The sequence below is a fragment of the Pseudomonas sp. DTU12.1 genome (assembly GCF_009873475.1).
Lineage (GTDB): Bacteria > Pseudomonadota > Gammaproteobacteria > Pseudomonadales > Pseudomonadaceae > Aquipseudomonas > Aquipseudomonas proteolytica.
Genome location: NZ_CP045254.1, coordinates 5,550,016 through 5,561,701, shown reverse-complemented (window position 1 = coordinate 5,561,701; position 11,686 = coordinate 5,550,016). Strand labels below are relative to the sequence as shown.

Annotated in this window: 10 protein-coding genes; 3 read left to right on the top strand and 7 right to left on the bottom strand. The window is 59.4% G+C overall.

All coding sequences use genetic code 11. The annotated features are described in order from the left end of the window. Positions 1 to 93: 93 nt before the first annotated feature. The 3 genes from rpoD to rpsU all read right to left on the bottom strand — a co-directional run bounded on the left by rpoD (position 94) and on the right by rpsU (position 4,652). On the bottom strand, positions 94 to 1,944 hold the full coding sequence (gene rpoD, locus GDV60_RS24750; protein WP_154907915.1) for an RNA polymerase sigma factor RpoD: 1,851 nt from the start codon (positions 1,942 to 1,944) through the stop codon (positions 94 to 96). Between the two features lie 67 nt (positions 1,945 to 2,011). Next, entirely contained in the window at positions 2,012 to 3,982 is a 1,971-nt protein-coding gene (gene dnaG, locus GDV60_RS24745; RefSeq protein ID WP_029296866.1) for a DNA primase, read from the bottom strand. Between the two features lie 454 nt (positions 3,983 to 4,436). After that, a complete protein-coding gene (gene rpsU / locus GDV60_RS24740) occupies positions 4,437 to 4,652 on the bottom strand; it encodes a 30S ribosomal protein S21 (protein ID WP_002551877.1) in 216 nt (71 codons plus the stop codon). A 203-nt stretch (positions 4,653 to 4,855) separates the two neighbouring features. On the opposite strand from rpsU, the gene tsaD reads away from it, so the two are divergent. Then, the gene (tsaD, locus tag GDV60_RS24735; RefSeq protein WP_159908986.1) at positions 4,856 to 5,881 is read left to right on the top strand and encodes a tRNA (adenosine(37)-N6)-threonylcarbamoyltransferase complex transferase subunit TsaD; all 1,026 of its coding nucleotides are present in this window, start codon (positions 4,856 to 4,858) and stop codon (positions 5,879 to 5,881) included. A 34-nt stretch (positions 5,882 to 5,915) separates the two neighbouring features. Here tsaD and plsY read toward each other — a convergent pair whose 3' ends face one another. Further along, on the bottom strand, positions 5,916 to 6,485 hold the full coding sequence (gene plsY / locus GDV60_RS24730) for a glycerol-3-phosphate 1-O-acyltransferase PlsY (protein ID WP_029296831.1): 570 nt from the start codon (positions 6,483 to 6,485) through the stop codon (positions 5,916 to 5,918). Between the two features lie 74 nt (positions 6,486 to 6,559). Between plsY and folB the strand changes: the two genes are divergently transcribed. Beyond that, the gene (gene folB, locus GDV60_RS24725; RefSeq protein ID WP_092230882.1) at positions 6,560 to 6,913 is read left to right on the top strand and encodes a dihydroneopterin aldolase; all 354 of its coding nucleotides are present in this window, start codon (positions 6,560 to 6,562) and stop codon (positions 6,911 to 6,913) included. Beyond that, positions 6,904 to 7,416 carry a 2-amino-4-hydroxy-6-hydroxymethyldihydropteridine diphosphokinase gene (gene folK, locus GDV60_RS24720; protein WP_070994512.1) on the top strand — a complete coding sequence of 171 codons (513 nt, stop codon included), beginning with the start codon at positions 6,904 to 6,906 and terminating at the stop codon, positions 7,414 to 7,416. The genes folB and folK overlap by 10 nt, the downstream gene beginning before the upstream one ends. A 73-nt stretch (positions 7,417 to 7,489) precedes the next feature. Here the strand turns inward: folK and GDV60_RS24715 are convergent, their stop codons facing one another. The 3 genes from GDV60_RS24715 to GDV60_RS24705 form a co-directional block, all read right to left on the bottom strand. Next, positions 7,490 to 8,719: a multifunctional CCA addition/repair protein gene (locus GDV60_RS24715; RefSeq protein ID WP_159908984.1), complete on the bottom strand. Its 1,230-nt coding sequence runs from the start codon at positions 8,717 to 8,719 to the stop codon at positions 7,490 to 7,492. A 63-nt stretch (positions 8,720 to 8,782) separates the two neighbouring features. Further along, positions 8,783 to 10,345, bottom strand: a complete 1,563-nt coding sequence (locus GDV60_RS24710; protein ID WP_029296823.1) for a SpoVR family protein — start codon at positions 10,343 to 10,345, stop codon at positions 8,783 to 8,785. Beyond that, positions 10,342 to 11,613, bottom strand: a complete 1,272-nt coding sequence (locus GDV60_RS24705) for a YeaH/YhbH family protein (RefSeq protein ID WP_029296821.1) — start codon at positions 11,611 to 11,613, stop codon at positions 10,342 to 10,344. Before GDV60_RS24705 ends, GDV60_RS24710 begins: the two co-directional genes overlap by 4 nt. Positions 11,614 to 11,686 lie beyond the last annotated feature (73 nt).

The window sequence follows — 11,686 nt, the reverse complement described above, 5'->3', positions numbered from 1 at the left end:
AGTGTAGACGGGCATTGCGAGGGGAGGTAAAGCGGGGGGAGATTTTATCTGCACAAAGCAAAACCCCCAGGCCTGGGCCTGGGGGTTTTGTGATCACTCGTCGAGGAAGGAGCGCAAATGCTCGCTTCTCGTCGGGTGGCGCAACTTGCGCAGCGCCTTGGCTTCGATCTGACGGATCCGCTCGCGGGTCACGTCAAACTGCTTACCGACTTCCTCAAGGGTGTGGTCGGTATTCATGTCGATGCCGAAACGCATGCGCAGTACCTTGGCTTCACGGGCAGTGAGGCCGGACAGTACGTCGCGTGTCGCTTCTTTGAGGCTCTCAACGGTGGCGACATCGATTGGCGACTGCATGGTCGAGTCTTCGATGAAGTCACCCAGATGGGAGTCTTCGTCATCACCAATCGGGGTTTCCATGGAGATCGGCTCTTTAGCGATCTTCAATACCTTGCGGATTTTATCCTCAGGCATTTCCATGCGTTCACCCAGCTCTTCCGGGGTCGGTTCGCGACCCATTTCCTGCAACATCTGCCGGGAAATACGGTTGAGCTTGTTGATGGTCTCGATCATGTGCACCGGAATACGGATGGTGCGGGCCTGGTCGGCGATCGAGCGAGTGATCGCCTGACGGATCCACCAGGTGGCATAAGTCGAGAACTTGTAGCCGCGACGGTATTCGAACTTGTCCACAGCCTTCATCAAGCCGATGTTGCCTTCCTGGATCAGGTCGAGGAATTGCAAGCCACGGTTGGTGTACTTCTTGGCGATGGAGATCACCAGACGCAAGTTCGCTTCAACCATCTCTTTCTTCGCGCGACGGGCCTTGGCCTCGCCGATCGACATGCGACGGTTGATGTCCTTGATCTCGGCAATCGTCAGACCGGTTTCGGTCTGCAATGCAGTCAGCTTCTGCTGGCAACGAACGATGTCGGCCTGGAAGCGACCAATGGCTTCAGCGTATTTGCTTTTGCCCTTGGCCAGTGCGTCGGTCCAGCTTTCGTCAACTTCATTGCCCGGGAACTGGCGCAGGAAGTCGGTACGCGGCATGCGCGCATCACGGACACAGAGCTGCATGATCGCACGCTCTTGTGCACGCAGACGCTCAAGGGCGCTACGAACCCGCTCAACCAGGCCTTCGAATTGCTTCGGCACCAGTTTGATCGGCATGAACAGCTCAGCCAGGGCCAGCAGCTCGGCGGTTGCCTGCTTGCTGCCACGACCGTGCTTCTTCAGGGCCTTGCGCGCCAGTTCCATCTGATCGGAGACCGCGCCAAAGCGCTGGGCTGCGATGATCGGATCCGGGCCGCTTTCGACTTCTTCGTCGTCGTCGGTGCTGGCTTCAGCCTCGTCGTCGTCGGTTTCGTCGTCCGCTTTCACGGCCTTCGGGTCGACAGGCGGCGGTATTTCGGCGGCAGGCGGCGTAATGCCGTCGTCCGGGTCGATATAACCGCTCAGGACGTCGGACAGGCGGCCACCTTCGGTGGTAACGCGGGTGTACTCGGAGAGAATGTGGTCAACCGTGCCGGGGAAGTGCGCAATTGCGCCCATCACTTCGCGGATGCCCTCTTCGATACGCTTGGCGATTTCGATTTCGCCTTCGCGTGTCAGCAGCTCAACCGTACCCATTTCACGCATATACATGCGCACAGGGTCGGTGGTGCGACCGATATCGGTCTCCACTGCAGCCAGCGCGGCAGCAGCTTCTTCAGCGGCGGCCTCGTCGGTATCAGCGTCGGCCAGCATAAGAGAATCCTTATCTGGCGCAGCTTCGAATACGTTGATCCCCATGTCGTTAATCATGCGGATGATGTCTTCCACCTGTTCCGGATCTGAAATATCCTCCGGCAGGTGGTCGTTGACCTCCGCGTAAGTCAGGTAACCCTGCTCACGACCAAGGACGATCAACTCTTTGATACGAGACTGCTGTTGCGCTTTTCCGGACATAACACCCTATCCACTGAAGGTCTTGGCGGGCAAAAAACAAGCCGAGGATTATACCCGAGCTATGACCTCACACGCCAGCTGAGGTCGGGTTTGATGCGGAAACATTCTGTTTTAAGAGGTCGCGCATCTGCTTTGCTATCTGAATTTGCTCTTCAGCCGACAATCCTGGCTGCCTTGCTTTCTTGATAAGTTCATCGAGGGTCTGCGTGTGCTGACCCGCGGATAACCTAGTAATGGTGTCTAAAAACTGTTGTTCAAGGTTATCGCCGTCAATTAACCACTCCTTTTCTGCGAGTGCTTTCAACAAACGTCCTTGCTCCGTGCCATGCCAGCGGGCCATCAGCTGGATTGAGTTTAGCTTAGGATTTTTCTGCACGGCCTCGATCAGGGCAATCAGCACCTGGGCGTAGGTGTTGCTTTCGTTGGCAAAATGTTCGGCGCTTTCCACTCGGCCCGCCAGTTGCGGGTGGTGGATCAGGGTGCGCAGGGCAATCAGCGTCGGCGCTTCTACGGCCACCGGCGTGCGCGGGGCGTACGGTTCGTCGCGGTCGCCGCGCTTGCCGTTTTTGTTCCAGGGCTTCTTGTCCCATTTCTTGCCGCCGGCGCCGGGTTTTTTCGGTGTCCAGTCCTGTTGCGGCACAAAGGCTTCTTGAGGCTGGTGAAAATCCCCATAGTCCGGCATGGCGTCGTAGTCGAAGCCCGGGTCGTAGGCCGGTGGCGCATCCTGGGGTGCGCTGTGCACCAGCTGGCTGACCGCCTCGCCGCTCAGCCCGGTGATTTCCAGCAAGCGCTGGCGCATCAGGGCCTTGAGGTTGGCGCCGGGAACCTTGTCGATCAGCGGTGCCGCGAGGGTGGCCATGTGGGCCTTGCCTTCGAGGGAGCGCGGGTCGGCTTCTTCGGTCAATTGCTGGAAGAAATAGTCGGCCAGCGGCTGCGCGTGCTGATGAATGCGCGCGCGAAACGCATCGGTACCTTCGGAGCGCACCAGGGTATCCGGGTCTTCACCTTCGGGCAGGAACAGAAAGCGCGCGCGGCGCCCGTCCTGCAGGCTCGACAGGGTCGCTTCGAGGGCGCGCCAGGCGGCATTGCGGCCGGCCTGGTCACCGTCGAAGCAGAACAGCACGCTAGGCACCACGCGAAACAGGCGTTTCATGTGTTCTTCGCTGGTGGCAGTGCCGAGGGTAGCCACGGCATTGCGCAAGCCTTGCTGGGCCAGGGCGATAACGTCCATATAGCCTTCAACCACGATTATTTCATCGAGGTTGCGGTTGTTCTTGCGCGCTTCAAACAGGCCGTAGAGTTCCTGGCCCTTGTGAAACACCGGGGTTTCCGGGGAGTTCAGGTATTTGGGCTTGTCGTCACCCAGTACCCGGCCGCCGAAGGCGATGATGCGGCCACGGCTGTCGCGGATCGGGAACATCACTCGGTCGCGGAAGCGGTCATAGCGCTTGCCGGTCTCGGCATTTTCCACCAGCAAGCCAGCGTCGATCATGGCTTTTTGCTGCAGGGTATCGCTGCTCAGGTGCTTGTACAGGTTGTCCCAACCCGGCGGGGCGAAGCCCAGGCCGAAGTCGCGGGCGATTTCCCCGGTCAGGCCGCGGCCCTTGAGGTAATCCACGGCGGCTTTGCGCTGTGGATGGCTTTTAAGGGCCTGGCGGTAGAACTCGGCGGCGGCGGTGAGCAGCGGATACAGCGGCGAATCCGTGGGCTGGCGTGGTTTGTGCGGTCGGCCACTTTCTTCGCGGGGGATTTCCATGCCGGCGGCTTTTGCCAGTTCCTCGACGGCCTGGGGGAAGTCCAGGTTGTCATGGTCCATGATAAAGCCGAGGGCATTGCCGCCCGCGCCGCAACCGAAGCAGTAGTAGAACTGCTTGTCGGGGCTGACGCTGAACGATGGAGTCTTTTCTTTGTGGAACGGGCAGCAGGCGGTGTAGTTCTTGCCGGCCTTTTTCATTTGCACGCGCGAGCTGACAACATCGACGATGTCGGTGCGGTTCAGAAGGTCGTCAATAAAGCTCTGGGGAATTAGCCCGGCCATGGCGTTCTCGTCATCACTGCGTGTAAATGAGGGCCCGTGACGCACTCAAGTCGCGCATGTCGGCGGCTTGATCATCGATTGTCTGTTTGGGCTGTCAGGAAGTCTATCTGTCGAGCGTTCACTGACGTTAGTTCCAATCAGTCTTCGACGTATCTGAAAGTGTTGCCCTGGAGTCCGGTCACGGCCAATGGCGGCCTCGGAAGCTCATCGTGGGGCACAGCCGACCTATTGATCGCCTGTTTGGAAAATAAGTGTGCTCGTCAGTAGCCTTGTTAGGCTCGTCAGAAGAGACGTGCACCGCTGGCAAAAGAGCCAGTCCTGACGTTTGAAACAGTGAAGCTTTGTCTCGGTCGCATGTGCGGCGTCGACGGTGAAGCATCAAGCGATATCCGCAAATGCCAACAGCCCGGCTGAGGGCCGGGCTTGGCAGAAGCTTGCTACGAACGTCTGTGTATTAGTACAGACGAACGGCGCGGCGCTGTTCGCGCTGAACTTTCTTGGCGTGACGCTTAACAGCGGCTGCTGCTTTACGTTTACGCTCAGAAGTTGGCTTCTCATAAAATTCGCGGCTACGAACTTCAGCCAGAACACCGGCTTTTTCGCAGGAGCGCTTGAAACGACGCAGAGCTACGTCGAAGGGTTCGTTCTCTTTTACTTTGACGGCTGGCATCCAGAGCTACCTTCTTTCATTACCGGGAATCAACGTTCTCGTCGCAAAAAATTCGCGGCTGAGGTCGTCGGTTTTTAAGGGTTGCGGATGTTAACCCCTCATTGCCCGGAATGCAAAGCCTCTGATCGAAAACCGCTAGTCGGGAGGGGGCATGGCGACTATTATGCGCGCCTTCGAATTCAGCCTCTACAAGGCGCAAACCCATGTTAGTACTGGGCTTAGAAACCTCCTGCGACGAGACCGGCGTCGCGCTTTACGACAGTGAACGCGGGCTTTTGGCCGATGCACTGTTCAGTCAGATAGACCTGCATCGCGCCTATGGTGGCGTGGTGCCGGAGCTGGCCAGCCGTGATCACGTCAAACGCATGTTGCCATTGATCCGCCAGGTGTTGGACGAGGCCGATTGTGTCGCGACCGAGATCGATGCCATTGCCTACACCGCTGGCCCTGGATTGGTCGGGGCCCTGCTGGTTGGGGCTTCCTGCGCCCAGGCGCTGGCATTTGCCTGGGGTATTCCAGCCCTTGGTGTGCACCATATGGAAGGCCATTTACTGGCGCCCATGCTGGAAGAAAACCCGCCCGAGTTCCCGTTCGTCGCTTTGTTGGTTTCGGGCGGCCATACGCAGCTGGTTCAGGTCGATGCAATCGGTCAGTACACGCTTCTGGGGGAAACCCTGGACGATGCCGCCGGTGAAGCGTTCGACAAGACCGCCAAGATGATGGGCCTCAATTACCCCGGCGGTCCGGAAATCGCACGCCTGGCGCAAAAAGGTGTGGCTGGGCGCTATACCTTCCCCCGTCCCATGTGTGATCGCCCAGGCTTGATGTTCAGCTTCAGTGGCTTGAAAACCTCGGCCTTGAACACCTGGCAGCAAAGCGTCAGCGCCGGGGACGACAGTGAGCAAGCCCGTTGCGACATCTCTCTGGCGTTCCAGCAGGCGGTGGTGGAGACTTTGACCATCAAGTGCAAGCGCGCCTTGAAGCAGGCCGGGATGAAGCGCCTGGTGATTGCGGGCGGCGTCAGCGCCAATAAGGCCTTGCGTCTGTCCCTGGAGAAAATGCTCGGCGACATGAAGGGCGATGTGTTTTACGCGCGCCCCGAGTTCTGTACCGATAACGGCGCGATGATTGCCTTTGCCGGATGCCAGCGCTTGCAGGCAGGCCAGCACGAGAGCCTGGCCATCAGCGTGCAGGCGCGCTGGCCGATGGAGCAGCTGCCGCCCTTGTGAGCAGACGAACATGAGCCGGGCTCACCGGGCATATTTAAAAATGCCGTTCGCGCCCGGCAAACAGGTCGCGTAAATTGCCGCGATGGCGCCAGACGATCAGCAGGGTGAGCACGCTCATCGGCAGCAGCGCTGCCGGCTCCTGCCAGGCCAGTAGTGGCAGGGTCAGGGGGGTGGCGATCAACGCTGCGAGGGAGCTGGTGCGGGTCAGGTAGAACGTCAGCAACCAGGCGGCAATGGCCAGCAACGCCGCTGGTGGGTAGATTCCCAGCAGCATGCCGGCCGCCGTCGCGACGCCCTTGCCGCCGCGAAAGCGAAAGTACAGTGGGAACAGATGGCCGAGCACGGCGCATACGCCAATCCAGGCCTGTTGTTGCAGGGAGAGGCCAGCCAGATCGGCTATCAGTACCGGCAGCAGGCCTTTGCAGACGTCGCCGAACAAGGTCAGCACGGCGAGTTTTTTGCCGGCCAGGCGCAACATATTGGTGGCGCCGGCATTGCCTGAGCCACTCATTCGCGGGTCGGGATTTCCCGTCAGGCGGCTGAGCAAGATGGCAAAGGACAGCGAGCCGAGCAGGTAGGCGAGGGTCGCCAGTAACCAAGACATGCTAACTATTCCGGGCGAGGACGCCTTGATTCTAACGGGGCATTGCGCCCTTGTCGTGCTGTGGAGAAGAGTGCTTGGACAGAGTGTTTATCGAAGGCCTGGAAGTCGACACCGTGATCGGGGCCTACGACTGGGAGCGAGGTATCCGTCAGTGCCTGCGCCTGGACCTGAGTTTCGCCTGGGACAATCGCCCCGCCGCGGCCGGTGATGACCTGACCCTGGCGCTCGATTACGCCAGTGTTTCCGCACGTATCCAGGCCTTCGCCGCGCAGGCGCAATTCCAACTGGTGGAAACGTTTGCCGAGCGCCTGGCGCAAGTCCTGATGGAAGAGTTCCAGATTCCCTGGCTGCACCTCAAGTTGACCAAGCCCGGTGCCGTCCCGGCCGCCAAGGGCGTGGGCGTGGAGATCGAGCGCGGATGTCGCTAACTCAGGTTTACCTTGGTCTTGGCAGCAATATCGAGCGCGAGTCCCATCTGTGTGCGGGCCTTGACGCGTTGGCGGGCTTTTTGACGGACTTGCGCTGCTCGGCGGTGTTCGAAAGCCAGCCAGTGGGAATCAAGAGCGGGCCGTTTTTCAACCTGGTGGTGTCGGCATATACCGATTTGCCCTTGATGGAACTGGATCGCCGCTTGAAGTTCATCGAGGCCGATAATGGTCGCTATGCGCCGGATCGCAAGGGTCTGCCTTTGGATATCGACGTGCTGCTGTATGGCGACCTGAGCGGTAACTTCGATGGATTGGTGTTGCCGCGTGCGGAAATCCTGAAGAACGCCTTTGTGTTGTGGCCGCTGTCGTTGATGGCGCCAGAGCGCGTGCATCCGGAGGTGGGCAAAACGTTCGCCGCGTTGTGGCGCGACGCGCAGATCGATCAGGTGCTGGCCCCGGTTGCCTTCAAGTGGCGCGACCAGCAGCTCACCCAGGGCCTGTAGGCGGCGGCTTGCCGGCGACGGCGCCCTCTGGTTTGCGGGGATGCTGCTGACGCCATCGCGGGCAAGCCCGCTCCTACACTGAATGCTGTTCTTTGTAGGCTTTCAGGGCGTTGAGCCGTTCACGCTTGAGTGCCTCGCCCAGTTGCGGGCCCTTGAAGCCTTTCTCCAGCAGTGGCGCCACTGCAACACCTCGCGCCACCTGCGCAGCACCCCGTAGATAATCCGCCTGTGGATAACTTCTCTGCTCAAGGCCCTTGCGGCCCCGCGCGTCCATTTCGCAGGCGACGATAAACTCCTCAAAGCGCTGTGGCCGGCGGAACACGTCAAAACTCTGCAGCAACTCCAGCAGGGTCGAGGCCTTGAGCTCCAGTGCCCGATGCCCATGGGTGTGATACTCGCCGACCAGCAGCGCCAATTCCTGGCAGTCCTTTGGCACTTTGAAGCGCTCATTGACCGCTTTGATTAGCTTCAGGCCTCTCTGCTCGTGAGCGATATGCCTGGGTAACTTATCCACAGGTGTCAGGCCCTTGCCCAAGTCGTGCAGCAGGCAGGCCCAGCGCACAGTCAGGGGTTGGGCGTGCAGGGCGGCTTGCTCCAGCACGCTCAGGGTATGGATGCCGGTATCGATCTCGGGGTGGTGGGCCTCGGGCTGGGGCACACCGAACAGCGCATCCACTTCTGGCAGCAGGGTTTTCAAGGCGTGGCAGTCGCGCAGTACCTGGATAAACACCTGTGGCTGATCTTCCATCAGGGCTCGGGAGATTTCCTTCCAGCTGCGCTCTGGCGTCAGGGCTTCCAGTTCACCGGAGTCACTGAGTTGGCGCATCAATTCCAGGGTTTCGGGGGCGATAGTAAAACCGAGGCCGGCATAACGGGCGGCAAACCGTGCGACGCGTAGCACGCGCAGCGGGTCTTCGGCGAACGCCGGGGAGACGTGGCGCAATACCCGCGCTTGCAGGTCGCGCTGGCCGTTATACGGGTCGGTCAGGTTGCCGTCGTCGTCTTCGGCCATGGCATTGATGGTCAGGTCGCGGCGGATCAAGTCTTGTTCGAGCGTGACTTCGGGGCTGGCATGAAACACAAAGCCGCCATAACCCCGGCCACTTTTGCGCTCTGTACGGGCGAGGGCGTACTCCTCGTTGTTGTTCGGATCAAGGAACACCGGAAAGTCAGAGCCTACGGGCCGATAGCCCTTGGCGAGCATTTGTTCGGTGGTGGCGCCAACAACGACCCGATCTATATCGGTAACGGCAATGCCCAGCAAGCGATCACGCACTGCTCCGCCGACTTTGTAGATTTGCATGAAAAAGCCTCCATTAGCCCTACAGGATAACGCCTGTGCCAGGCCAATGGAGGCATTGCTGCGTCAAAGGTGAACCACGGCCAGGTCCAGGCGGCCATAGTCGTTGTCGTTGTGGTCGTTGCGCGGCGGAACATGGTGGGTCTTCATGACCTGGTCGCCTTGCAGCGTCTCCAGATGGATGTCGAACCCCCACAGCCGGTGCAAGTGCTTGAGCACTTCATCCGTGGATTCACCCAGGGGTTTGCGATCATGCTGCTGGTGACGCAGGGTCAGGGAGCGATCACCACGCATGTCGATGCTGTAGATCTGCACGTTGGGTTCGCGGTTGCCCAGGTTGTATTGGGCTGCCAGGGTTTCGCGGATCGTGCGGTAACCGGCCTCGTCGTGGATCGCGGGTACCAGCAGGTCGTCCTTGAGGTCGTCATCCATGATGCTGAACAGCTTGAGGTCGCGAATCACTTGGGGCGACAGGTACTGCAGGATAAAGCTCTCGTCCTTGAAGCTGCTCATGGCGAACTTGATGGTTGATAGCCAGTCACTGCCGGCGATCTCCGGAAACCAGCGGCGGTCCTCTTCGGTAGGGTGTTCGCACATGCGTCGGATATCCCGGTACATGGCGAAGCCCAGGGCATAGGGGTTGATGCCGCTGTAGTAGGGGCTGTCGAAGCCCGGTTGGAAGACCACGCTGGTGTGGGAGGTGAGGAACTCCATCATGAAACCGTCGGTCACCAGCCCTTCGTCGTAGAGGTCGTTCATCAGCGTGTAGTGCCAGAACGTGGCCCAGCCCTCGTTCATCACCTGGGTCTGGCGCTGTGGATAGAAGTACTGCGCGATCTTGCGCACGATCCGCACGATCTCCCGTTGCCATGGCTCCAGCAGTGGCGCGTGTTTTTCCAGAAAATACAGGATGTTTTCCTGGGGTTCGACGGGGAAGCGCGCATTGTCCTTGTCGCTGTTCTTGTCGGCGCGTTTGGGGATGGTGCGCCACAGATCGTTGATCTGTTTCTGCAAATGCTCTTCACGATCCTTCTGGCGAAGCCGTTCTTCTTCGGCGGAGATAGGGTAGGGGCGTTTGTAGCGGTCCACGCCGTAGTTCATCAGGGCATGGCAGGAGTCCAGCAGATCCTCCACGGCGTCGATCCCGTGGCGTTCCTCGCACTGCATGATGTACTGCTTGGCGAACACCAGGTAGTCGATGATCGAACTGGCGTCGGTCCAGGTACGGAACAGATAGTTGCCCTTGAAAAAGCTGTTGTGACCGTAGCAAGCGTGGGCGACTACCAATGCCTGCATGCAGATGGTGTTTTCTTCCATCAGGTAGGCGATGCACGGGTCGGAGTTGATCACGATCTCGTAGGCCAGGCCCATCTGGCCACGGGTGTAGGATTTCTCGGTGCTGAGGAAGTGCTTGCCGTAGGACCAGTGGTGATAGCCCAGGGGCATGCCCACCGAGGCATACGCGTCCATCATCTGCTCGGCGGTGATCACTTCGATCTGGTTGGGGTAGGTATCCAGGGCATATCCGGCCGCAATACGGCTGATTTCCCGGTCATAGGCCTGGATCAGTTCGAAGGTCCATTCGGACCCCGTGGAAATGGGTTGGCGCTTATGCTCTTTGGCGGTCATGTCACTAACCTGCGCTGGAAGAGTTCACGGAAGACCGGATAGATATCGCCGGCCGAGACCAGTTGTTGCTGGGCGAAGGTATCGGCGAAGGCTTCACCGATGCGCTCGTATTCGAACCACAGGGCCTGGTGCTCGCGGGGGGTAATCTCCACATAAGTGTAGTACTGCACGAACGGCATGATCTGGTTGACCAGGATGTCGCGGCAGATGGGCGAGTCGTCGTTCCAGTTGTCGCCGTCGGAAGCCTGGGCGGCGTAGATGTTCCACTCGTTGGCCGGGTAGCGCTCGGCCATGATTTCCTGCATCAATTTCAGCGCGCTGGACACGATGGTGCCGCCGGTCTCCCGTGAATAGAAAAACTCTTCTTCGTCGACCTCACGGGCACTGGTGTGATGGCGGATAAACACCACGTCGATCTTGTCGTAGTTACGCTTGAGAAACAGGTACAGCAAGATAAAAAAGCGCTTGGCGATGTCCTTGGTCGCCTGGGTCATCGAGCCGGAAACGTCCATCAGGCAGAACATCACTGCCTTGGAACTGGGGTTGGGTTGCTTGACCAGCAGGTTGTACTTCAAGTCGAAGGTATCGAGGAATGGCACGCGGTGAATGCGCGCGCTGAGTTTCTCGATTTCTGCCTCGATTTCCTGGATATCGCCGAAGTTGTCCGGTTCTTCGCGCTTCAAGCGCGCCAACTCTTCCTTGGCCTCCTTGAGTTTGGCGCGGCTGCTGCCGGACAGGGCAATACGCCGGGCATGGGCCGAGCGCAGGGTGCGGATGATATTGATGCGTGAAGGATTACCCTCGTTGCTGATGCCCGCGCGTACGGTCTTGAACGTGTCGGTGCCGGTCAGGTTGCGCTTGACCAGGTTGGGCAGCTCCAGGTCTTCGAACATGAACTCGAGGAATTCTTCCTGGGTAATCTGGAACACGAACTCGTCCATGCCTTCGCCGGAATTGCCGGCCTTGCCTGGACCTTTACCACCGCCACCGCCTTGAGGGCGCTGGATATGCTCGCCGGTGGTGAATTCCTTGTTTCCCGGGTGAACCACAGTCTGTTTGCCGCCACGGCCGTGATGCAGCACCGGTTCGTCGATATCCCGGCCGGGGATGCTGATCTGCTCGCCGTGTTCCATATCGGTGATGGAACGACGACTCACCGCCTCTTCGACGGCCTTTTTGATGTGGTCACGGTAGCGCCGCAGGAAACGCTGGCGGTTTACCGTGCTCTTGTTCTTGCCATTGAGGCGTCGGTCGATCACATAGCTCATAGGGAGCCCTCCGGGCAGCTTCACGTTACAAGCTTCAAGCCGCGAGCTGGAAGCTTAGAGACAAGCGGTCAGC